Annotated in this window: 12 protein-coding genes; 9 read left to right on the forward strand and 3 right to left on the reverse strand. The window is 34.5% G+C overall.

The genetic code is table 11. The features are described from left to right. Positions 1-12 precede the first annotated feature (12 nt). From VP395_RS05815 to VP395_RS05825, 3 genes are all read right to left on the reverse strand, one after another. Positions 13-1,383: a sulfatase-like hydrolase/transferase gene (locus tag VP395_RS05815; protein WP_346240807.1), complete on the reverse strand. Its 1,371-nt coding sequence runs from the start codon at positions 1,381-1,383 to the stop codon at positions 13-15. A gap of 158 nt (positions 1,384-1,541) precedes the next feature. Further along, complete coding sequence (locus VP395_RS05820) at positions 1,542-3,038, reverse strand: RagB/SusD family nutrient uptake outer membrane protein (RefSeq protein WP_346240808.1); 1,497 nt, start codon at positions 3,036-3,038, stop codon at positions 1,542-1,544. 14 nt (positions 3,039-3,052) lie between these two features. Continuing rightward, entirely contained in the window at positions 3,053-6,160 is a 3,108-nt protein-coding gene (locus tag VP395_RS05825; protein WP_346240809.1) for a SusC/RagA family TonB-linked outer membrane protein, read from the reverse strand. 298 nt (positions 6,161-6,458) lie between these two features. Between VP395_RS05825 and VP395_RS05830 the strand changes: the two genes are divergently transcribed. The 9 genes from VP395_RS05830 (at position 6,459) to VP395_RS05870 (ending at position 25,909) form a co-directional block, all read left to right on the forward strand. Then, entirely contained in the window at positions 6,459-7,835 is a 1,377-nt protein-coding gene (locus tag VP395_RS05830; protein WP_346240810.1) for a glycoside hydrolase family 28 protein, read from the forward strand. Positions 7,836-7,986: 151 nt separating this feature from the next. Next, positions 7,987-9,255 carry an oligogalacturonate lyase family protein gene (locus tag VP395_RS05835; protein ID WP_346240811.1) on the forward strand — a complete coding sequence of 423 codons (1,269 nt, stop codon included), beginning with the start codon at positions 7,987-7,989 and terminating at the stop codon, positions 9,253-9,255. 78 nt (positions 9,256-9,333) lie between these two features. Beyond that, positions 9,334-12,069 (forward strand): glycosyl hydrolase, encoded by a 2,736-nt coding sequence (locus VP395_RS05840; RefSeq protein ID WP_346240812.1) that lies wholly within the window; start codon positions 9,334-9,336, stop codon positions 12,067-12,069. 16 nt (positions 12,070-12,085) lie between these two features. Beyond that, positions 12,086-13,210: a glycoside hydrolase family 88/105 protein gene (locus tag VP395_RS05845; RefSeq protein ID WP_346240813.1), complete on the forward strand. Its 1,125-nt coding sequence runs from the start codon at positions 12,086-12,088 to the stop codon at positions 13,208-13,210. A 3-nt stretch (positions 13,211-13,213) separates the two neighbouring features. Beyond that, the gene (locus VP395_RS05850) at positions 13,214-16,120 is read left to right on the forward strand and encodes a glycosyl hydrolase 115 family protein (protein WP_346240814.1); all 2,907 of its coding nucleotides are present in this window, start codon (positions 13,214-13,216) and stop codon (positions 16,118-16,120) included. Between the two features lie 84 nt (positions 16,121-16,204). Then, positions 16,205-19,180, forward strand: a complete 2,976-nt coding sequence (locus VP395_RS05855; protein WP_346240815.1) for a glycoside hydrolase family 2 protein — start codon at positions 16,205-16,207, stop codon at positions 19,178-19,180. Positions 19,181-19,184: 4 nt separating this feature from the next. Continuing rightward, positions 19,185-20,981: a prolyl oligopeptidase family serine peptidase gene (locus tag VP395_RS05860; protein ID WP_346240816.1), complete on the forward strand. Its 1,797-nt coding sequence runs from the start codon at positions 19,185-19,187 to the stop codon at positions 20,979-20,981. 145 nt (positions 20,982-21,126) lie between these two features. Continuing rightward, positions 21,127-22,935, forward strand: a complete 1,809-nt coding sequence (locus VP395_RS05865; RefSeq protein ID WP_346240817.1) for a T9SS type A sorting domain-containing protein — start codon at positions 21,127-21,129, stop codon at positions 22,933-22,935. Positions 22,936-23,029: 94 nt separating this feature from the next. Continuing rightward, entirely contained in the window at positions 23,030-25,909 is a 2,880-nt protein-coding gene (locus VP395_RS05870; protein WP_346240818.1) for a polysaccharide lyase family protein, read from the forward strand. Positions 25,910-25,928 lie beyond the last annotated feature (19 nt).

The following is a 25,928-nucleotide window of genomic DNA, read 5'->3' on the forward strand; positions in this document are numbered from 1 at the left end:
TTAACGTTGTGTTTATTTTAATTCTACGTTTACCGTTTTATCATCTTTAGCAAATTGCTTGTCTAATAATAATTTCATTTTTGAAGTAACTGCAACATCTTTATCAATAATATTATCTTTTTCTTCGGGGTCGATTTCTATATTGAACAGTTCATATAAAGCAGGTGAATTATTTTTATTTCGAGATCTGATAATTTTCCAAGATTTGTGTATTAGACTTTCTTGAATGTGACCGCGTACGTAAATATCGTGAGCTGTTTTAATTTCTGAATCTTGAATGGATGCCCATACATTAACACCTTCTACATCCTTTGGTATATTTTGACCAATTAATGAAAGCATGGTAGGCATAATATCACTAACGGACATAAAGTTGGTATTGGTTTCTGGTTTTAAATGGTTCTTCCAATACATGATTGCTGGCACCCGAATAGCACCTTCATAGTTTGAACTTTTCCAATCACGTAACGGGAAATTACTACCCAATACAGGATTTGGATCAAATTTACCATCATATTGATTTTCTGGATACCAATTTTCCATAGCACCATTATCACTAATAAATATAACTAAAGTATTGTTTTCTAGATTTTGTTGCTTTAAAGTTTCTAAAACCAAGCCAATACTATGGTCCATGTGCGCCATGGCTGCCGCAAAATCTCTTCGAGAATCATCTTTAATAGTTTCTAAATAAGGTTCTTTCCACTTATCTTCTTCTTGCAAAGGGAAGTGCGGTGCACTATATGCTAATTGAACATAAAAATTTTTAGTCGTATCGCGTTTTTTTGTTAACCAAGTAATAGCTTCATTAGTCACTAAATCGGTGGTATGTCCTTCTTCTTCAATCATATCCTCATTTCTATACCAACTGGCATCACCATTTTTATACCTATGTGTATATTGGTCTATTTGCCCATGAAGAAAACCATACGAATAATCAAAACCGAAGGCGTTTGGCCCGTTAGAAATATCGAGTCCTAAATGCCATTTACCAAATAAAGCATTCTCATAATTATGTTTTTTTAATGCTTGAGGTAACGTTGTAATAGAATCTGGTAATGTTTTTTTACTTTTCCCACTAATAGGGGCAACAACGCCTATTCTACTTGCCGGCATACCTGTTAACAGTGATACTCGCGAAGGCGAACAGGTTGGATTTGCATAAAACCTATTAAGTTGCACACCATTATTTGCTAACCAATCTATATTGGGCGTGTTAATTTCAGAGCCATTGTAACCTACATCGTTCCAACCGGCATCATCGGCGATAATTACTAAAACATTAATACCTTTTTGTAAAGTAGCTGTTTTGCTTTCTAAGTTTTTACAAGCACTTAGAGTAAAAATTATATAACCGAAAAAAACACACTTTAATAGTTTCATTTTATCTTTTTTTAATAAACACATATTTGGTATAATCTCAAAGATATTTGTTTCAGTTTTTAATGGCATCCTGTACTATACTGTAGCATAAAATTATAAAAAAAATGCGCTACAGTGAAATTGACTGTAGCGCATTTTTACATATAAAATCAAACTATTTAGTTATATCCAGGGTTTTGGGTATATAACCCTGGTTTAACTTCTAATTGACTTTGATTTATTGGATAAATTATAAAATTTGGTATCATAGGACTCATGACTGCTGCTGCATCGTCAACAGCATCCCACGCATTTATAACATCAATCACTTTCCCTGTTCTTACAAGATCATGAAATCTTAATCCTTCACCAATGAATTCCTTTCTTCTTTCTTCAAGGAGCATATCTAAATCTACATTTGAAACAGTACCTAAACCAGCTCTATTTCTTACATTGTTTACGATATCATCGACCTCTTGACTTGGACCATTTTTCAACAGAATTTCTGCTTTCATCATTAAAACATCCGTATAACGTATAACTGGAAAATCTATACCCCAATTAAAGCGATCTACAGGAACATCAGCTAAATCCAAATATTTAATAATCATGGCATCGTTACTTGTATTGTTATTAGCATCTACCCAAGTTCTTAATATTGAAAAGTCATCCCTAACATCATTAGCTTCAAAAGAATTTAATACTTGGTTAGATGGTGTTATATGCCCATCACTTGGAACTCCGCCAGCAAATGGCATATTTACTCGAGCCCATGCTTCATGGTACATTAACGTTGGTAAAATAGTTCCAATACCTTTATCCCCACCGGTACCATCGTTTATGTTTTGAATTGAAAAAACGATATCGGCATTATTTTCTGAATTTGATCTAAAAATAGTAGCATAACTTGGCACATCTCCATATTGGTTGCTTGCAATTACGTCATTAAATAATGTTAGCGCTTGAGAGGTCATATCTACACCTAAACCTGGCCCTTGTATACCATAAGTTGGTCCAGACATTGTTAAATATACTTTCCCTAACAATGCTTTAGCAACCACTGAAGAAGGTCTTCCAGCAGCAGTACTAGTGCTTGGAAGTAAACTAATTGCATCGTCTAAATCAGAAACTATAAAATCGTAAACGGCTTGAGGCGTAGCTCTAGAAATCTCTAATGCTTCACTTGGTGTTATTAATTTATCAATGATTGGAACACCTCCAAAAAAACGAACCAAATCGAAATAGAAGAATGCTCTTAAAAATTTAACTTCTCCTTCCATTCTGTTTCTAGTAGTTTGGTCAGGAACAGCATTTTCGTTTAATCGATCCAAAACCGTATTGGCTCTTAATATCCCTACGTAAGGGTCGTCCCAAGCATCTCGAACCAATGGATTAGTTACAAGGGTTTTAGAAAAATTACTTACAGGAATCCATTCTCTAACTCCGGCTAAACCTGGAATATATACATTATCCGATCTAACTTCAGATAAATAAAATTGAGAAGCTGAATGATAAGCTAGCGCATTATAAATTCCTACAATAGCTTGCTCAAAATCTGTTTCATTATTGTAAAAATCTGCTGCACTTCTGTTCGATAAAGGAGCTTGATCAAGCTCATTTTCACAGGCACTAAATACCAAAACTGATAAAATGCCAATTAATATTATTTTTTTCATATGATTAATTTTTTTTAAAAGTTAAGATTAAGACCAAATGTTACAGATCTTGACAATGGGAATGCTCCATAATCATCTCCACTATTATTTACTGCTTCTGGATTAAATCCGCCGTCATATTTATCGCCTCCAAACCAGTTCTCCATTGTTACATAGATTCTAGCTCCCGAAATAAGATCAGATTGAATCTGCGAACCTAAGTTATAACCCAGGCTAATATTTCTTACTCTCCAATAATCATTATCGTAAAGCCAGTCTGTGTTTTTGATTCTACCAAAACTAGATGGAGATTTACGTTCTAATCCAGCCACATCGGCTTCAGTTACTATAGCACCTTCTTGCCATATATATCTTGGTCCAAGATCAAGTAGGTTATCAGAAGCTCCTTGCCCTGTTCTATACATTGCTCTACCAAAAGTAGAATAAATTTTTCCACCCCATTGACCTTGTAATTGCACTGACAAATCAAAATCTTTATACTTAAATGAATTTGTAATACCCCATAAATAATCTGGATTTGGACTACCTGAATAAGTTCTATCGTCTGGTGTTATAACACCATCTTCATTAATATCCACATATTTTGGATCTCCAGCTTCCTGATTTCCATATCGCGCAACGCCATTATTAATATCTTCTGTTGTTAATAAACCATCTTGTTGCACCAAATACAATGTGTACATTGGTCTTCCTACTTCTAATATATTATGGGTAATATCGAAAGCACCTCCTAATATTGGAGTATTGTTTGGTCCTAATTTTTTAACCTCATTGGTGTTATGACTTAGATTTAAATTTGTTGTCCAAGTAAAATCTTTATTCGTAATATTTCTAGTAGTTAATTCAAACTCCCAACCTTTATTTAGCACTTCACCAATATTGGTAAGTGCTGTACCAAATCCACTAGAGGTTGGAACAGGTATATTTAATAATAAATCAGAATTCCTTTTGGTATAATATTCAATAGAACTAAAAATTCTATTATTAAATATTCCTATATCTAAACCTATATTAGTTGACTCGGATTTCTCCCAACTTAAATCGGCATTGGCAAAATTAGCTGGAGATTGCCCACTTGCCAAGTTTCCACCAAAACTATAATTGGTATTGCTTAAATTAGCAATATGCTCGTAGTTACCAATATTGTTGTTTCCAGAAATACCCCAACTACCTCTTAATTTTAATTCATTAAAGAAATTGTTACTTGACATAAAATCTTCTTCTGTTATTCTCCAACCAGCTGACAAAGAAGGGAAAGTACCAAACTTAGTATTATCACCAAATCTGGATGATCCATCACGTCTTAAAGTAGCCTGAAAAAAGTATTTTTCATTGTAATCATACATCAATCTTCCAAAATATGATATTAATGTGTTTTTGCTTTTTGTAGCACTGCCACTTGTAGTTGATGCCACATTTATTGTTTCAACATCATCTGATGGAAAACCAGAAGCATTTATTGAATAATCTTCAAAGTTGAAAACATTGTATGAGTACCCTCCTAACAAATTAAAATTATGCTTGTTAAAAGATTTTAAATAATTTAATGTATGCTCAGTTACAAATGATGTTCTTGTATCACCAGATTTAGAACCTGTAGCGGTTCTGTTTCTAGTAATCCATGAAGGTGTAAATCGGTCATTAGTATTTATTTGAAGATCTGAGTTTATTGTTCCTTTATATGTTAAACCTTCCAATAAATTATATTCTACAAAAATAGTAGCAAGGTTTCTAAAACGCTTAGTACTTCTTTTATTGAACGTAGCTTCAGCCAATGGACTTACTCTACTACCTGCCCAAGGATAACTAGAAAACTCACCTGTATTGGTATACAATGCCCCTACAGCAGACTCAACGATAGGAGTCTGTGAAACAACAATATGTGTTATTGCATCTTTTCCTTCTACACCTGGATCATCAATTGTACTAAAAGAAGGCGCTATATTAATTCCGAATTTAAGGTTTTCATTAGGCGTAACTTCTATATTGGCTCTTAAATTAAACCTTTCGTTATTTACCCCAATAGCAATCCCTTCTTGATTCGAATAATCTCCAGAAATATAATACTTACTAGTATCTGTTCCTCCTGTAGCTGATAATTGATAACTCTGAATCAAACCTTTTCTAAAAAACAAATCTTGCCAGTCTACATAATCAAGACCAGGATGCCCTGGTTGTAACCAACGTTCATCATACATATAACCGGTATTGATAGCATTAGGTCCCAATCCTAAAATAGCTCTTCTTTGGTCGTTGGTATCGCTAGATGTAGCACCTTGTGCACCAAAGTTTCTAACATAGGAATAGTTTTGGTGTTCCATAGCTCTAGCAACCCATTCTTCTGAAGAGAGAACATCGAGCTTTTTTACTGTTTCATTCCACCCCGTATAAGTATTAAAACTTATTTTTGGTTTGCCAGATTTACCTTGCTTTGTAGTAATTAATACAACACCATTGGATCCTCTAGACCCGTAAATAGCTGTGGACGATGCATCTTTTAAAACCTGAATAGTCTCAATATCGTTCGGATTCAAGTTTGAAGGTTGTCCATCTGTATCCAACGGGAATCCATCAACTACATACAAGGGCTCATTACTTGCATTTATAGACCCTGTACCCCTAATTTGAATTTGAAAACCTGCTCCAGGCACTCCACTTGTTTGTTTAACCCTAACTCCGGATAATTGCCCCACTAAGGCTTGATCAAGTCTAACCAAAGGTCTCTCATCTACTCCCGAAGCAGAAAATGAAGCCACAGCTCCAGTTATACTAGTCTTTTTCTGACTACCATACCCAATTACAATAACTTCATCTAATTGTGCATTATCAGTCTCTAACGAAATATTGTAGGTGTTTGCACTTCCTACCAATAGTTCTTTTGTTTTAAAACCTACATAAGAGAACACAAGCGTTTCTCCATTAGAGACAGAAATACTGTAGTTACCATCAAAATCTGTACTTGCACCATTTTTTGTACCTTTCACAACTACGTTCACTCCAGGCAACGGCATATTAGAAACGTCTGTAACAGTTCCTGATACCTTTTTCTCCTGAGCATATCCAGACGTGTACATTAAAGTAAACATCAACATGCTCATAAGAAGAGTCATTTTGTTTTTCATATAATATTTAGTTTAGTATTAATTAATACAAATTTATTCAATACACCCCCCTATTCTATCCTGTGCCTACCTGCAAATAGATTTTAACTAAAATCAAAAAAAAATACTTTTACAATTTAACTATCTCAAAAACAGTTTGTTACAACAATAATCAATGCGATTAAAAAAATCAATAAAAATGTTATCGATTACATAATTAATTCCTACAACTATTAAAACAGGATGCTACAGGATAGCATTATCTATTGAAGATTCTACTTTTACTAAATTCTAAAAAAGAACTAATTAAAGGAAACCTATGAAAACAACTAAAACACTTTTACTTATTTTAATATCAATTATATTTTCATGTAAAAAAGAGGATACTACTATTAAAATAATCGAAATACAAGTTGAAGCACCTTTTAAAATGCCTGCTATTAAAGTTCCCGACTTTAGCAATAGTAAGCAATTCTTAATTACAGATTTTGGTGCGGTTCAAGGCAACAAAGAGCTCACATCTAAAGCCATATCCGAAGCTATCGCTAAAGCTAACAAAATTGGCGGTGGCACCGTTATAATTCCTAAGGGCGAATGGCTTACAAAAAAAATTCATTTTAAAAGCAACGTTAATCTCCATTTAAATAAAGATGCCGTTTTGCTTTTTTCTGAAAATCCTAAAGATTATTTACCTGCTGTTCATACCTCTTGGGAAGGCATGGAGTGTTACAACTATTCACCCCTCATTTATGCTTATGAATGTAAAAATATTGCCATTACAGGAGAAGGAAAGCTAAAAGCTAAAATGGAAGTTTGGGAAAAATGGTTTGCACGTCCAAAACCACACATGAACAGCTTAAAAAGTCTTTACAACTTGGCTTCTTATAACAAACCTGTTGAAGTACGCCAAATGGTTAATGATACAGCTAATTTTCGCCCACATTTCATACAATTTAACCGCAGTGAAAACATTTTACTGGAAGGTGTTTCTATTGAAAACAGTCCGTTTTGGACCATCCATCCTTACCTTTCAAAAAACGTGATTATTCGCAACATTAAAGTAAAAGCACACGGGCATAACAACGATGGTGTTGACCCAGAAATGAGCCAAAATATTTTAATTGAAGATTGTATTTTCGACCAAGGCGACGATGCCATTGCTGTTAAATCTGGCAGAAACCAAGACGCTTGGCGACTAAACACACCTTCAAAAAACATTGTAATGCGAAATTGCACCATGATAAATGGTCACCAATTATTAGCAATAGGTAGCGAACTGTCTGGTGGTATTGAAAACGTGTTTGTTGAAAACTGTAATGTAGTTGATGGTGCTAAAATGTTTCATTTGGTATTTATAAAAACAAACGAACGCCGTGGCGGTTATGTAAAAAATATTTTTGTTGAAAACATAAAAGCGGGCGCCATACAAAATGGCATACTTGGTATTGAAACCGATGTGCTATACCAATGGCGAGATTTAGTACCAACTATAGAAAGAAAGTTAACGCCCATACACGATGTGCATCTTACAAATGTATCGGCTTTTAAAACAGAATTCCTATCGCGCATTTTAGGTCAAGAAGAACTTCCAATAAAAAATATTTTTCTTAACAATGTGGTGGTCGATTCTATTAGCACCCAAAAACACATTCACGAACATGTTATCAATTTCAACGAATTGACAAAAATCAAATAACATATATAGAAAGACAACCCGATTTAACAGGATGCCACAGGATAGAGTTTATTGTGGCAAGTTATATTTTTACTAAATGAGTTAAAAGTACTCGAAATAAAATCGAAAACAATTTAACGATAATCTAAATAAACAACTAAAAATCAATCAGATGAAGCTTATTAAAACCCTCCTATTATTATTGATTTCAATAAATTTCTCTTGTAAAGGGAAACTATCTAAATCGGATATCTCAAAAGACTCTAAAGCACCCAAAATTGAAATTCCAGTTATGGAAACAAGCAAAGCAAGTTCAATGGCTAAGATTTGGATTGATTCAACTACTGGACATAAGATAGAAAAATTGGTGAATAGAACTGGTGATAACCGTAGCTTTTACTTTCATAACAATCCATTTTTAAAATCAAAAGATGGCAACAGCGATTTGATGATTTTCTCAGGAAGTACAGAAACTGGCGATCAATTCTTTACAGTCAACTTAAAAACAAAAGCCATAGACCAAATTACTACGAAAAAAGGCAATAAAAGAGGCGAAATTGTTGGCACAAAAACAAGAAAAGTATTTTATACCATTCAAGACAGTATTTTTGCAACCCATATAGACACCCATAAAACAGAATTCATTTATAAATTCAGTGATGCCATTATAGGTTCTGTTACCAGTTTAAATGCCGATGAGACTTTATTGGGTGGTGCTTTAATAACCAAGGAAGAAAATGAAATCTTTAAAAAGAATCCTAAAAAATCGGATTATTTTGACAAGATTTATGAAGCAAAGCTTGAAAGAAGCCTCTTTACCATCAATGTAAACACAAAAGAATTCAATAACATATATTCTGAAAATGCTTGGTTAAACCACATTCAATTTTCACCAACAGATCCCGATTTATTAATGTATTGCCACGAAGGACCTTGGCATAAAGTGGATCGTATTTGGAACATCAATTTAAAAACCAAAAAAAACGAAATAATTCATAAAAGAACGGTTTACAGAGAAATTGCAGGTCATGAGTTTTTTAGTCCTAACGGAAACACTATTTGGTTCGACCTTCAAATTCCTAGAGGCGAAACTTTTTATTTAGCAGGAAAACATTTAGATACTGGAGAAGAAACCAGATACGCCTTAAAACGCGATGAATGGTCTATACATTTTAATATATCCCCCGATTTAAAAACCTTTGCCGGAGATGGTGGAGATGAAGGTCAGGTGGCGCATGCTAAAGATGGTATGTGGCTTTACCATTTTACACCAAAAGGAGACAGTTTAGTATCTAAAAAATTGGTGAACATGAAAAACCATGATTACAATTTAGAACCTAATGTGCATTTTTCACCTAATGGGAAACAAATTATTTTTAGAGCCAATTTTGAAGGAAGCACTCAAATTTATGCTGTTGACATTGAAAAACCTACCTTATAAGTTTCAGATTAACCCGTATTTATATTCAATTAAAAAAGTTTATTTTTAAAAATCAATACACACTAAAGCATTAAATAAATGAAAATCAAGCCTAATCATGCACTTCTATTTTTAGCCTTTATAGCTTTATTCTCCTGTAAAGTGAATGACCAAGACAAAGCGTCGCCTTGGCCAGAACAAAGCAATGTCACCAAACCATGGACACGTTGGTGGTGGATGGGTAGTGCCGTAGATAAACCCAATATTAAGTCCAGTTTAATAGACTTTCATAAAGCAGGTATCGGCGGTGTAGAAATAACGCCCATTTATGGTGTAAAAGGACAAGAAGACAACTTTATTGATTATTTATCGCCTAAATGGATAGACATGTTAAGCTATACCATTACAGTGGCAGATAGTTTGGGCATGCAAGTTGATATGGTTTTAGGTACCGGTTGGCCTTATGGTGGCCCTCAAGTTACTGCTAACTATGCTGCAACAAAATTATTAGTGGAAACCTATCAACTAAAAAAGGGAGAAACATTCAACAAAGACATTGTTCCAAAAAACGACAAAAACAAGGACATCGCCCAACTATTAAATGTTTTGGCCTATGGCAGCGACTCAACATATATAGATTTAACATCAAATTTAAAAGGAAATCATTTAGAGTGGAAAGCAACCAACAGCAATTACACCATTTATACGGTTTTTGCAGGTAAAACTGGGCAACAGGTTAAACGTGCTGCACCTGGTGGAAGTGGCTATACCTTAGACCACTACTCATCTGAAGCATTGTTTACCTATACCGAACCTTTCAATGAAGCACTTAAAGAATTTCATGGTAAATTACGCGCTATTTTTAATGACAGTTACGAAGTATATGGAACCGACTTTACCCCCATGTTTTTTGGAGAATTTGAAACGCGCAGAGGCTACGATTTAAAACCCTATTTACCTCAATTATTAAATAATGAAGATACCGAAATTGGCAATAGAATAAAAAGCGATTACAGAGAAACCATATCCGATTTACTGTTATATAAATTTGATATGCCTTGGACAAGTTGGGCGAATTTTAAGAGCTTCAAAACAAAACTGCAAGCGCATGGATCGCCCGGAAATTTAATAGATCTATACGCCTCTGCCGATATTCCCGAATGCGAAACATTTGGTTCTATGCCGTACGATATCCCAGGATTTAGACGCGAACCCGAAGACATTCGTGAAGGCGATGCCGACCCAGTTATGTTAAAATTTTCATCATCAGCAGCACATATTTCGGGCAAACCATTAACCTCATCAGAAACCTTTACCTGGTTACGCGACCACTTTAAAACAGCTTTATCACAATGTAAACCTGAAGTCGAAGATTTACTTTTAAACGGTATTAACCATGTATTTTTACACGGCTCTACCTACTCGCCAAAAGAAGCTGAATGGCCCGGGTGGAAATTTTATGCTTCGGTTAATTTTAATGCAACCAATACCATTTGGGAAGATGTTCCTTCCTTATTTTCTTATATTGCAAACTGTCAATCTGTGCTTCAGTCTGGAAAACCAGACAATGAAACCTTATTATACTGGCCTATTTACGATACATGGGCCAAGAACTTTGGAGGCAACTTATTTTTTCAATTTAAAATCCATTCTTTAAATGAATGGTTACACGATACACCATTTTATAATACAACAAAGAAATTAATGGATAATGGGTATGGCGTCGATTTTATATCTGATAATTTTATTGCACAGGCTACTTTTAAGGACGGACAAATTGTGCTTCCGGGAGGGAAATACAAATCGATAGTTATTCCTAATTGTGAAAAAATGCCAATGGCTACTTTAAAGAAATTGATTGCCTTAAAAAATGCGGGGGCTCCTATTATTTTTGAAGGCTTGCCTAATTCAGTTCCTGGATTTCATAATTACAAAGCGCAAAATTTAAAATTATCACAGTTAATTTCAGAAAACAGTAGTCTTTTAGACCTTACATCAAACTTGTTTAAAGACCTAGAAACGGCGAAGGTTTACCCAGAAACCTTAGTTAAAACAGGGTTAAAATTCATTAAAAGAGCTATTGATGGTGAAAAAATATACTATGTAGTTAATCATACTTCCAAAACAATTGATGATTATATCCCGCTAGCTATAAAAGATAAAGAGGTCATCATCTTAGATCCTTTAACTAAAAAATATGGTAATGCCATTGTAAAAAATGAAACCAATACTACGCTTGTAAAACTTCGTATCGAACCTGGGCAATCATTCATTCTTAAAACAGAAACCAATAAATCTTATCAAAATTGGAATTATTACAAAGCAACTCAAAGTCCAATAAATTTAGAAGGCAACTGGCAAATCAGCTTTGAAAAAGGAGGTCCAGAATTACCGCCATCGGCAAAAATAAACACCCTAAAATCTTGGACAACCTTAAGTCCACAAGCCGAAGCTTTCTCTGGAACCGCACTTTATACTTTAGAGTTTAATGCTCCAAATATTGAGGCTGACAATTGGAAATTAAATTTAGGTGATGTTAGAGAAAGTGCTAAAATATGGCTTAACGGCAATTATATTGGAGATGTTTGGTCTGTACCATTCAGCATCAACTTAGGGCAACTAAAAAAAGGTAAAAATGAATTAAAAGTACAAGTTACCAATCTTGCTGCCAATAGAATTCGTGCCAAAGAAATAAGGGGTGAAGAATGGAAAATTTTCTACGAAATAAATATGGTAGACAAAGACTATAATAAGTTTGATGCTACAAAATGGCAGCCTATGCCTTCTGGTTTACTAGGACCTATTTCAATAACAGCCTTAAAAGAAATTAAATAACGATAATTAATATATAATGAAAAAAACACTTTTATTTATAAGCTTAAGCTTCTTAATGGCACAAATATCGTTTGCGCAGCAACCTTTTAATAAAAAAGAGGTATTGGCTCACATGGAGTTAGCCAACAAATACTTTATGGAAAAATGGCCGGATGTGGGCAAAACCATAGTAACCAACAAAGAACGCCCAAGTAATATTTGGACACGTGGTGTATATTATGAAGGATTGATGGCATTGTATGAAATATACCCGAAAGAGGAGTATTATAAATATGCTTATGATTGGTCTGAATTCCACAACTGGGGATTTAGAAATGGCAATGCGAACCGCAATGCCGACGACTATTGTGCAGCACAAACCTATATTGATTTATACAATTTAGAGCCAGACGCTAAAAAGTTAAAAAACACAAAGGCTTGTATTAACATGCTTTTGAATACGCCACAATTGGACGATTGGTCATGGATTGATGCCATACAAATGGGCATGCCTGTGTTTGCTAAATTGGGTGTTTTAGAAAACGATACTCGTTATTATGAAAAAATGTACGAGATGTACATGTACACTAGAGACAAACATGGTGACAACGGACTTTTTAACCCTAAAGATGGTCTATGGTGGCGCGATGCAGATTTCGATCCGCCATACACAGAACCTAATGGTGAAGATTCATATTGGAGTCGTGGTAATGGTTGGGTAATCGCTGCTTTAGCAAAAACATTAGCTATCATTCCAGAAGATGCACCACATAGAGAGCAATATATTATCGATTTAAAATCGATGGCAGAAGCATTGGTTCCAATTCAAAGAAAAGATGGCTTTTGGAATGTAAGTTTACATGATCCAAAACATTATGGTGGTAAAGAAACTTCGGGAACTGCTTTATTTGTTTACGGTATGGCTTACGGTATAAACAATGGCATTTTAGATAAAACCAAGTATATGCCTATAATAGAAAAAGCTTGGAATGCCATGATAAAAGAAGCATTGCACAATAATGGCTTTTTAGGATGGTTACAATCTACAGGAAAAGAACCAAAAGATGGACAACCGCTATCATACGATAAAGTTCCAGATTTTGAAGATTATGGTTTAGGCTGTTTTTTATTGGCTGGTGCTGAAATTTATAGATTACAGTAAATTATGAACTATTTAGTTTTTATCTGTTCGCTATTTTTAGGTTATACAATAACACCAAAAAATCCATCTACAGAAAATACTAACACAAACAAATTGCCTGGTTTTGAGATTTTCACATCTCAAAACCAGGCAATTATTTTATACAATAAAAATAACGGTAAACTTGACTCTATCTCAGCCCATTTATTAGCTGAAGATATTTTTAAAGTTACCAATTACAAACCTGAAATCATTACAAATATTAAGCAAGCTAAAGGCAACGTTATAGTCATTGGCACTATTAATTCTAAACTTATTACTTCACTTTTAGGTGAGAAAGCTATTAAAGCAGGTTTTGAAAACCAATGGGAAAGCTTTCTCTACAAAACCATTTTAAACCCAACTAAAAAAATAAAAAAAGCATTTATTATTGCAGGAACCAATCCACGAGGTACTGCGTATGGCGTTTTTAATATCTCAAAAAAAATAGGTGTAAATCCTTGGTATTGGTGGGCAGATGTTCCTGTTAAAAAACGATCAGAATTAGTATTAAATCAACCCGATTTTTATAGCAAAGCGCCATCAGTTAAATACCGTGGCATCTTTTTAAACGACGAAGATTGGGGTTTACAACCTTGGGCAGCTAAAACCTTTGAACCAGAAACAGGCGATATCGGTCCTAAAACCTATTCCAAAATTTTCGAATTACTTCTCCGCCTTAATGCAAACACCATTTGGCCCGCTATGCACCCAAGCACAAAAGCGTTTTTCTATTATCCAGATAATGCTAAGGTAGCTAATCAATACCAAATTGTAGTTGGCACATCGCATGCTGAACCTATGTTACGAAACAACGTAGATGAATGGGATAAAAACAATTATGGTGATTTCAACTACAAAACCAACAAAACAAATGTGCTTAATTATTGGGAAACCAGAGTGAAAGAAGCTAAAAATATCGATGCTATTTACACCATCGGTATGCGTGGTGTGCATGATAGCGGTATGGAAGGTGTGAAAAATAACGACGAAGCCGTGGCTGTTTTAGATAACGTTATTACAGATCAAAGAAATCTACTAAAAAAACATATAAATCCAAATATTGAAAACATCCCTCAAGCATTTACCGTTTACAAAGAGGTTTTGGATTTATACAAAAACGGACTTCAAGTTCCTGATGATATCACCCTCGTTTGGACCGATGACAACTATGGTTACATTCGTGCTTTAAGCAATTCCGAAGAACAAAAACGCAAAGGAGGTTCGGGTGTTTATTATCATGCATCTTATTGGGGAAGACCACATGATTATTTATGGTTGAGTTCCACCAATCCGTATTTGATTCAAGAGGAAATGATGAAAGCTTATAATCTAGACAATAAGAATATTTGGATTTTAAATATAGGCGACATTAAACCATTGGAATACAATATGCAATTGTTTTTAGATATGGCTTATGATGCTGATAAGTTTCAAAACTCAACTTACATAACATCACATCAAAACCAATTTTACGGCACTATTTTCGGCAATAAATTTGCTGAAGATCTTACCAAAATAAAAACAAATTATTATAAATTAGCTTTTGAGCGTAAACCTGAATTTATGGGTTGGAGCCAAACGGAACCTACTACACAAATTTTTAATACAGCTTATAATACATTTTCTAATGGTGATGAAATTCAACAACGTATTGATGCTTATGAAACCATTGAAAAAGGCGTCGATTTAATTGAAAACCAATTATCAGAAAATTTAAAAAGTGCTTTTTTTCAATTAGTAAGCTATCCAATTCAAGCAGCTTCAAACATTAACAAAAAATTTCTTTACCGAGATAAAGCAATAAATTATGCCAAACAAGGTCGAAAAAGCGCAAAAAAATATAAAACACTTTCAAATGAAGCCTATAACAATATTGAAACATTAACTAAAGAGTACAATCAGCTTTCAAACGGAAAATGGCAAGGGATGATGGATATGAGACCTCGAAAACTTCCTGTTTTCGATAATCCTTCAATAGAATTGCCAGAACTAACAACTACAGAAACTATCGGCTTTTCGATTGAAGACACTTTAAAATCCACCACTAATTTACCAAAACTACCAACCTTTTACACCAACGATAATTCGTCGTATTTTATAGATGTTTTCTTAAAAAACGCCGAAAAATGTACGTGGACATTTAATGATTTACCACATTGGATTATTGTTAGTAAAGCTTCAGGGAATTTAGTAGATTCAAAAGTAATGGAAGATAGAATTTATGTTTCAATGGATTGGGACGCATGGAAAAAAGCAGGCGAACCGATTTCAGACATTATAAAACTTCAATTAAATTCTGAAAAGAAAAACATTCAAATTAATACTTCAAACAGTTATAATAACATACCAAAAAATAGCATTGTTGAAAAAAACGGCTTGGTAATTATTTATGCCAATCATTTTTCTAAAAATAAAATTAATGATAATTTAAAATGGAAAGAAATTACAGGTTTTGGGCATACACAAGCGGTTATGGCATCGACGCCTTTAAGTAGTAACGACATTTCAAATTATGAAGAAACAGCTGTTTTGCACTATGAGTTATTTACAGAAACTGTTGCCAAAAATGCTTTTTTAACCTTAGTTGCCATACCATCGCACCCAATAACAACAGGTGCAAATCTTAAAATTGGCGTGCAATGGAATAACGACCCTATAACTATTTTAGATTTTAAAACTGAAGGTCGCAGCAATACCTGGAAACAGAATGTACTGCGTAATAAAGCTGAAAAGCAAATACAAGTTTCTATACCTAAAAAAGGCAAACAGACATTAAAAATTTATATGATGAGTGCTGGTGTTATGCTAGATTATTTTGTTTTGAATACTGAAAACAAAACATCTATTCCTTATAAATTTTCGAGTGAAACTATAATTAACGAGAAATGAAACTTACATAACGAGTGTTCTATGCCCAAGAAATGACTAAATGGAAGCTACATGTAACCAATAAAAAACAAATAATATAGACACATGAAAACTTACAATCTCGTAAAACTATTACCATTAGTCATTCTGTTTTTTATTGGTGCTAATCTAATAGCTGCCCAAGAATTTAAAAGAGAAAAATATAATTTCAATTCCGATTGGAAATTAAAAACAGGCGATTTTGAAAATGCAAAAGCCACTAATTTTAAAGATGAAACTTGGAAAAAAGCAACACTTCCTTATGCTTATAACCAAAATGAAGCCTTTTTAAAAGATATTGAACATTTAACCACAGGCATTGTTTGGTATCGAAAAAAATTCAAACTCCCCAAAGGTATTTCAAACAAAAAAGTATTTATAGAGTTTGAAGGCATTCGTCAAGGTGGTATTTTTTATGTAAATGGTGAAGAAGTTGGTATGCACGAAAACGGTGTGATGGCGTTTGGTTTGGATATTTCAGAGTTTGTAAAACCCTTTCCTTTTGAAAATATCATCGCCCTTCGTATCGATAACGATTGGAAGTATAAAGAAACCGCAACAAACACCTCCTACCGCTGGAACAATATCAATTTCAACGCTAATTACGGTGGCATACCTAAGAATGTATTTCTTCATATTACCGATAAATTATACCAAACCCTACCATTATATTCCAATTTAAAAACCACTGGCGTTTATGTGTATGCAAAAGATATTGATATTGAACACAAAACAGCATCCGTAAACATTGAAACTCAGGTAAAAAATGAATTCAATGCTCCCAAAACTGTTGAACTAGAAATTGAAGTATATGATATATCTGGAAACAAAATCTCTCAATTCATAGGAAAACAAACAACTATTCAACCTAACGAAACCAAAATACTAAAAGCAGATGCTCAAGTTAATAATTTAAACTTTTGGAGTTGGGGTTACGGATATTTATACACTGTAAAATCTATTTTAAAAGTTGATGGACACATTGTAGATGAAGTTAATACCAAGACTGGCTTTCGCAAAACTACATTCAGAAATGGTGAAGTTTTACTTAACGATCGCGTTATCCAAATAAAAGGATATGCACAGCGCACCAGTAACGAATGGCCAGCAATAGGGATGTCGGTTCCGCCATGGTTAAGCGATTTTAGTAACAAGATGATGGTTGAAAGTAATGCTAATTTAGTGCGTTGGATGCACGTTACACCTTGGAAGCAGGATATAGAATCATGCGACCGTGTTGGATTGATGCAAGCAATGCCTGCTGGAGATGCAGAAAAAGATTCGCAAGGATTTAACTGGATGCAACGTGTATCATTAATGCGAGATGCTATTATTTACAACCGTAACAACCCTAGTATTATTTTTTATGAATGTGGTAATGAAGTTATTAGCGAACCCCACATGCACGAAATGAAAAGCCTAAGAAATACGTACGATCCTTTTGGTGGTCGTGCTATTGGCTCGCGCGAAATGCTTGATAGTAAAGAAGCCGAATACGGTGGTGAAATGCTATATATAAACAAAAGTGCCAAAAAACCACTTTGGGCAACCGAATATTCCAGAGATGAAGGTTTGCGGAAATATTGGGATGAGTTTTCACCACCGTACCATAAAGAAGGTGAAGGACCATTGTATCGTGGCAACGATGCTTCGGATTATAACCATAACCAAGATGCCCACGCTATAGAAAACATAACACGTTGGTACGATTATTATGTAGAACGCCCTGGCACGGGACATCGCGTGAGTTCTGGTGGTGTCAATATTATTTTTTCAGATACCAACACCCATCACCGTGGCGAATCTAATTATAGAACAAGTGGTGAAGTTGACCCAATGCGAATTCCTAAAGATGGTTTTTTTGCACATCAAGTGATGTGGGATGGTTGGGTAGATATTGAAAATCATCGTAGTCATATTTTTGGCCATTGGAATTATAAAGAAGGTGTTATAAAAAATATGTATGTAGTATCTTCAGGAAGTAAGGTAGAGCTTTTTGTGAACGGAATTTCTAAAGGTTATGGTAAACAAACCAAACAGTTTTTATTCACTTTTGAAAACATTGCGTGGGTAGCTGGTACCATAAAAGCCATCAGTTATGATGACAATGGAAACCTAGTTAGCGAAGCTACAAAAACAACAGTAGGAACTCCTTTTGCTATAAAATTAACACCGCATATAAGTCCTAATGGATTTCTAGCAAATGGCGCCGATGTGGCATTGGTTGATGTAGAAGTGGTTGATAAAAGTGGGAATAGATGTCCCATTGATAACAGTTTAATTGAGTTTTCATTAGAAGGACAAGCTACTTGGTTAGGAGGCATTGCTCAAGGTCCAGATAATTATATTGGTTCTAAAAAACTTCCTGTTGAAAATGGCGTGAACAGAATTATGATCCAGTCTGGTTTAAAAGCAGATAACATTACCATTACTGCTAAATCCAAAGGTTTAAAATCTTCACAAATTGATTTAAAAACAATTCCTTTTTTAACAGAAAACGGACTTTCAATACAGTTTCCTAATCAAAATTTACCTTCAAATTTAGAACGGGGTGCTACGCCAAAAACACCTTCTTACACCGTAAAGAGGAATCCTGTTTTTATAAGTCATGCTACAGCAAAATCTAATAACGATGCTGTTTATAATAGTTATGATGACAATGAACTAACCGAATGGACCAATGATGGCAGAATAAGCAGCGGGCAAATAATATACACCCTGGCGAAACCATCGATAGTAACCGAATGTGTGGTTAAGCTTACGGGGTGGCGCACTAAAAGCTATCCTATTCGTATCTTAGCCGATGGCGAAGAGGTTTATAAAGGAAATACGTGGCAGAGTTTAGGATACATTTCAATACCTTTAAAACCCGTTTTAGCAAAACAAATCACCATGGAGTTAATTGGCGATAATACCGAAAAGGACGCCTTCGATAAAATTGTTGAAGTAGACCCTACCAAAGAATTAGATTTATATAAAGATAAAAATGCAACCGAAGCCAAAGGGCAATTGCGCATTGTAGAAATTGAATTTTATGAATAACAAAATGAAAAAAACAAATAAAGCATTAATTATAGGATTCCTGTTTTTTGGATTAGTGAATAACACATTTTCCCAAAACGAAGAAGTTAAACTTTGGGAAAAAGTTCCAAGTGCTATTACAAATGAAACTTACAAAGAAGTGTTTAGACTAAATGATAGTGGTGAAGCAACAGGTATACTAAAAGTTACAGACCCTACCTTAAAAGTGTTTCTTGCAAAAAATGACAATCAAAAAAACACCGCAGTTGTAATTTGTCCGGGTGGTGGCTACGGTGTTTTATCGCATTACAAAGAAGGTGATAAAATTGCCGAATGGCTTAATTCCATTGGTATTTCGGCTTTTGTTCTAAAATACAGATTACCAAGCGACCTTATTATGGAAAACAAAACCATTGGTCCACTTCAAGATGCACAACAAGCCATTAGAATGCTTCGGAAAAATGCTAAAGAATGGAATTTAGACACAAATAAAATTGGTATTATTGGTTTTTCGGCTGGTGGACATTTAGCTTCAACCGCTTCTACACATTATAACGATACTGTTTATGCATCAGATGGAACGAGTGCAAGACCAGATTTCTCCATGTTAATCTATCCCGTAATTTCTATGGAAGATGGCATCACTCATAATGGTTCAAAAATGAATCTTTTAGGAAAAAATCCTTCCGAAGCATTAATTGTAAAATATTCAAATGAAAAACAGGTAAATGAAAACACACCGCCAACCATTTTAATCCATGCAACCGATGATGGCGCTGTACCTGTTAAAAACAGCATCAATTATTACCTAGCTTTAAAAGAAAACAAAGTACCCGCCGAAATGCACATTTATGAAAATGGTGGTCATGGTTTTGGTTTAGGCAGGTTTGGCACGCACCTTAATTGGCCTAAAGCTTGTGAAAATTGGCTGATAGCAAATAACTTTATTCCTGAAAAAGAAGTTTATATGTTTTCATATTTTAAAGGAAACGGTGAAGACGGTTTGCATTTGGCCTTTAGTGAAGATGGCTATAAATGGGAATCATTAAAAAACGACACCTCTTTTTTAACACCAGAAGTTGGCAAAGACAAACTCATGCGCGACCCATGCATTATTAAAGGTGGCGATGGCTTGTACCACATGGTTTGGACGGTGAGTTGGACAGATAAAGGTATTGGTTACGCATCTTCAAAAGATTTAATTAACTGGTCTGAACAAAAGTTCATTCCTGTAATGGAGTACGAAAAAAACACTAGAAACACATGGGCTCCAGAAATAACGTATGATGAAACTAATAATGAATACATGATTTATTGGGCTTCAACCATCCCTGGCAAGTTTCCAGAAACTCAATCTACTGAAGACAACGGTTATAACCATAGAATGTATTACACGGCTACAAAAGATTTCAAATCGTTTAGCAAAACCAAATTATTATACGAACCTGGTTTTAACGTCATTGATGCTACCATTCAAAAACATAACAACAAGTTTGTGATGTTCTTAAAAGATGAAACCAAAAACCCTGTACAAAAAAATTTAAAAGTAGCTTATAGCGACAACCTTACTGGCCCATACACAAAAGCCAGCGAACCCATTACAGGAAACTATTGGGCAGAAGGACCAACCGCTATAAATATTGAGAATCAATGGATTGTATATTTTGATAAGTATCGAGACCATAAATATGGTGCCATCCAATCTAAAGATTTAAAAACTTGGGAAGATATTTCAGATAGAATACAATTTCCAAAAGGCACTAGGCATGGTAGTGTTTTTAAGATCCCTGCTTCTTTATTTATTAAATTAAAAAATTTATAAACCATACGTCATTCTAAAACTGTATTTCATCCATATTCCTATAAATAACAGGTAAGTACAGGATGGTAAAAGTAAAATTCATTTATATATTTAGAAAGTGTAAAAATTACATTTATTAACTAATTAAAAACAACTTTACTAAATTATGAAAACAACTTTACTAAAAAACTTTTTAACTCTATGCGTTTTAGTATTCTCTATGGGAGCTTTAAATGCACAAATTTGGGTAGGAGGAACAAGCACTGACTTTTTAGACGCAACTAACTGGAATGACGGACTTTTGCCAGACGCCTCTGACAATGTAATTATTGACCCTTCTTCTAACAATCCAATATTAAATGCAACTTTATCATCAGCTGGTAATGCAGATGATTTTGTTAGTCATTTATATATAAACCCTGGAGGAGAATTAACCGTTGCCGCTAAACTATGGATTTGGTCCAGTGGAGGTAACCCTTTTGGAAGCGGTACATTAAATGTAGAGGCAGGCGCTGATATTAATATTAGAAACCAAGGACGTTTTGGCAACGATGCTGCAAACCCACAAGTGATTAATATTAATGGTGGTTTAGTTAACACTAAAAACCAATTGATAATAGGTGATCAAGGTGATTGTACTTTTAACATAAATGGCGGTACAGTAACTTCTACACTTAACGGAATTATTTTAGGCGGATACGCTGGTGTGGGCATACTAAACCTTAATGGTGGTGTTTTAACTGTAAATGGCGGTTTCCCTATTGACGAACAACCATCTCGTGCAGGTACTGGTTATATGACCATTGACAATGGAACCTTAGAATTAACTGGTGATAAAGTATCTTTTGTGGAAGGTTATGTTGCTGCTGGTAAAATAGTAGCAGCACCAGGCAAAGAAATAGTTATTACTTACGATGCTTTTACAATTGACGTAACGTATGTAACTGCTGTAGCAGCTACACCTAAAAACGTACTTTATGTAAACCAAACGGGTGTTGGTCAAGGTGCTGGTGCTTCTGCTCCAGGTGCAGACCCAGTAATTAAAATGCTACAAGCTGATGCTAACTTTAATGTAACTTACTTAGAATCATCTCAGGCAGGAACTGAAATAGATCTTACTGGCTATGACCTTGTAATTGCTCAAGAAACTATTAGTTCTGGAGCTGGAATGTTTACACCTACAGGAGTTTTAGGAATTAAAAATGTTACCGTTCCAATTATCTACAACAAAACTTGGGCGTTTAGAAATGGCAAAGCTGTTACCGATGCTGATGCAGCAGTAACAGGAACACAAAACTTAGCTGTTACCGTAGATCCAGCAAACCAAAGCAACCCGATGTTTAGAGGAATTAATTTCGCAGGCGGAAATGCTATTAATATTTTTGCAGCAGCTACCGCCAACGATGATGGTTCTACTGGTGGCAATAAAGCTATTGATGTATTGAATAACCTAGATATGACAGCAACTGGCACATTATTAGCTTCTGTTCCAGAAGTTACTAATGCTGACCAAGCATTTGTTGTGAACTACCTTCCTTCTGGAACTGGATTTGGAACATCTGGAACTGATGTACTTACAGTAGATGCTGTTGCATTATCATTTAGCTATGGTGCTACAATATTAGGTGATGGAGCAAATATTACTTCTGAAGCATTAACCATTTGGAGAAATGCTGCTTATACATTAACAGGATTACCTGTTCCTAACTCATTATATGTAAACCCTGATTATGTAACTTTAGGCCTTGGGCAAAAAGCTTCACTAGTTTCTACAGATGTTAGAGCTATTGGAAACAGAATCTACGTATCTAATGTTAAATCAACTTCAGAAATTAACATTTATAGTATTACTGGTGCTTTAGTAAAATCATTTAAAACAAATGAAGATACTAACTTCACTTTTAAATCTGGACTTTATATAGCAACTATTAAAACTTTTGAAGGTGCAAAATCTGTTAAATTATTAATGAAATAGTATTATTTCGTTAATAATAAAAAATTAATTAAGATAAGGGTGTGTATTATTATAATACACACCCTTATTTATATAAATAAACTTAAGGTTTGACATGAAGATACAAATTACATATACAAAATCACTATCATTCATTGCTGTATTGATATTTTTTAGTTTATCACAGTCATCACATACACAAACAAATTGGACAGGTGCCGTTGATACCAATTTTTATAACGTAAACAATTGGAGCAATACAGCCATTGACTTTTCCAACATACAAAGTGAAACCCTTGTTATTGGTGCAGGTTCACCAAATAACCCTATTCAATCTGGGGGCAATGCAAACAATGTTAATTACCGCCCTGGCTCATTAAACATTCTTACAGGAGCAAACGCTACATTTAACGGGGTATTACTTCCTTGGAATAGTAATTCTTTTAATGGTACTATCACACTAAACGCCCCGGCTGATTTAAACATTAGAAATTTTGTTTATTTAGGTAAAACAGCAAATGGTACTTTAAATTTAAATGGAGGCGCCATACACAGTAAAAACCAATTTTATATAGGCTATGGAGCTGGCGGAAATGGCGTTGCAAATGTTTTAGGAGGCACTTTATATGCCGGCTCCTATTTAGAGATTGGAACTAGCCCCAGCGGCTCGAATCCTATTGGAACTTTAACCATAGACGGAGGCACTGTAGAAGTGTCCTCGGGTGTTAATATAGGAACCAATGGAAGTATTCATATTGCAGGTTTAGGGGCCTTATTAATTAATGGAAACCATACCACAACTATAAACAACCATATTTCAAATGGAAAGATTACATCACCGGCAAACACAACTTTAGTTGCTAATTTTGATGGTTCAAGAACTACTGTAGCAATTTCTCAAGACCCTAACAGATTAATTAAAGAATATGCAAGCTATATCATTCTTGATAATGGGATATTAGAAGCAAGGATAGACAAAGCTACTAGTAATGTTGAATCTTTAAAAGTTAATGGCGTTGAAACTTTACAACAAAATGGTGGTTCTAGATCTGGAACTTATTACGATTTTACGGGCTCTTATGGATTTGATAAAATTTCTGGAACCGTATTTTCTATTAAAGAAGAAACCGAAGATTATATTGATGTTTCGTTTAAAAGAACCTATTCGGATGGTAATTATTTGGCTCCCTGTGATGCTGATATCCATTATGTACTTAAAAAAGATGATACTGGATTATATACCTATTCTATTTTACATCATAAACCAGAATACCCTGATTTTGATTTAGGCTCTTGGAGACAAGTTATTTGGATTGGTGATAATGGCACTGATTATTTAACAGAAAAAATTTATGTGAACGATGTAAAAAATTGGCAAATGCCATCTGTATACGATAATCAAAATGCATCGGCTACTGGCATTCAAGAAATTATAAAACTCAACACAGGTGTGCGAGCTGGAAAATATGATGGGAAATATGAATATTCAGAAAGTTTATTAGAGCTACCAGTTTGGGGACATGCCAGTGATATAAATAATATAGGAAGTTGGGCAGTATTTGGAAGTCACGAGTTTTTTCCTGCGGGACCAACTAGCCACGATTTAAATGCTGCAGCTGGAATTATTCATGTCCTGCTAACAAACGTTCATTATAACTCAAAAGGTTTTAACATCCCTCAAGGTGAAGACTGGTCTAAAATTTACGGGCCTTACTTAATATACACTTCTGAAAAAGCTACTGGAGATGCAAATTGGGAAGATGCCAAAACAAGAGCTGCTCAAGAACGTGCAGAATGGCCCTATACATGGCTTACAAACACTCCTGAATATCCACAAGCCGATGGACGTGGAAATATCATTGGAAATTTTTCGATAACTGATTCAGAAAAACCGGAATTAGATGGAGGAAACGCATGGATTGGTGTCACTGAATTAAGCGCCGAATCGAACGGAGATTGGCAGTTTGAAAGCAAAAATTTTCAATACTGGGTAAAAACTGATGCTTATGGTAATTTTGATATTAAGCATGTACGCCCAGGCACATACACTTTGTTTGCTATTAAAAATGGGGCTATAAATGAATATAGAATGGAAAACGTTGTTGTTACAGCTGCTGGAACTACGAATTTAGGTAGTGTAAACTGGACCATTCCTAGAAACAATGGAAAACTTGTATGGGAAATTGGTGTTCCAGATAGAACAGCTTCCGAATATAAATTTGGTGATTTTGATTATTGCGAAGGATTTGTGCAAGATAAATTCGCAAGTACATTTCCAAACCCAATAGAATATAATGTTGCCGATAAAAACTGGACCACTGTGTTGCCATATGTACATTCTACCTACTTTAATTCGGACGGTAGTTTTCAATCTTGGAACTGGAATTTGAATTTCGATTTAACTGGTAGCATTCCAGCAACAGGTAATGCTAAATTAACTGTGGCATTTGCAAGTGCAGACCATGCTCAATTTTGGGTTTATGTGAACGGTACGCGTATAACTCCTTTACCATTTTATCCTCCAGTAGGTGGTGGCAATGCCTTTTTGAGACAATCCAATCATGCAAAATACGGATTAACCGTTCTTGATATTCCTTATAACATATTACGTACAGGTAATAACATTATCAATTTACAAATGCCATCTACATCATCTCCTGTAGTAAACCACGTGATGTATGATTATATAAGTTTAGAAGGAAATTTAACAACGACATTAAGCACAAATAATTTAGATAAAAATGCCCTGGGAATTAAAATCTTCCCAAATCCTGCATCTGAATCTATTAATGTGAAAATTGAAAATAAAAATTTCAATAATTTAACATTATCTGTATATGATTTATTAGGGAAGCAAATGATTAAAACAACTCCCGTAAAATCTATTTCCAATACCTATACAATTGATATAAAAAACAAATTAGTTTCTGGGATGTATATTATAAAAATAGATACTGAAAAAGGAAATTATATGTCAAAGATAATGGTTGAATAAACTGCTTTAGTTTTTAAAG

It is taken from the genome of Mariniflexile soesokkakense, from assembly GCF_039650365.1.
GTDB lineage: Bacteria > Bacteroidota > Bacteroidia > Flavobacteriales > Flavobacteriaceae > Mariniflexile > Mariniflexile soesokkakense.

Bases quoted from the DNA above. Each gene is read 5' to 3' on its own strand.
- VP395_RS05865 (WP_346240817.1), top strand. From the start codon at position 21,127: ATGAAAACAACTTTACTAAAAAACTTTTTAACTCTATGCGTTTTAGTA.
- VP395_RS05830 (WP_346240810.1), top strand. From the start codon at position 6,459: ATGAAAACAACTAAAACACTTTTACTTATTTTAATATCAATTATATTT.
- VP395_RS05855 (WP_346240815.1), top strand. From the start codon at position 16,205: ATGAAAACTTACAATCTCGTAAAACTATTACCATTAGTCATTCTGTTT.
- VP395_RS05850 (WP_346240814.1), top strand. From the start codon at position 13,214: ATGAACTATTTAGTTTTTATCTGTTCGCTATTTTTAGGTTATACAATA.
- VP395_RS05860 (WP_346240816.1), top strand. From the start codon at position 19,185: ATGAAAAAAACAAATAAAGCATTAATTATAGGATTCCTGTTTTTTGGA.
- VP395_RS05815 (WP_346240807.1), bottom strand. From the start codon at position 1,383: ATGAAACTATTAAAGTGTGTTTTTTTCGGTTATATAATTTTTACTCTA.
- VP395_RS05870 (WP_346240818.1), top strand. From the start codon at position 23,030: ATGAAGATACAAATTACATATACAAAATCACTATCATTCATTGCTGTA.
- VP395_RS05825 (WP_346240809.1), bottom strand. From the start codon at position 6,160: ATGAAAAACAAAATGACTCTTCTTATGAGCATGTTGATGTTTACTTTA.
- VP395_RS05845 (WP_346240813.1), top strand. From the start codon at position 12,086: ATGAAAAAAACACTTTTATTTATAAGCTTAAGCTTCTTAATGGCACAA.
- VP395_RS05840 (WP_346240812.1), top strand. From the start codon at position 9,334: ATGAAAATCAAGCCTAATCATGCACTTCTATTTTTAGCCTTTATAGCT.
- VP395_RS05820 (WP_346240808.1), bottom strand. From the start codon at position 3,038: ATGAAAAAAATAATATTAATTGGCATTTTATCAGTTTTGGTATTTAGT.
- VP395_RS05835 (WP_346240811.1), top strand. From the start codon at position 7,987: ATGAAGCTTATTAAAACCCTCCTATTATTATTGATTTCAATAAATTTC.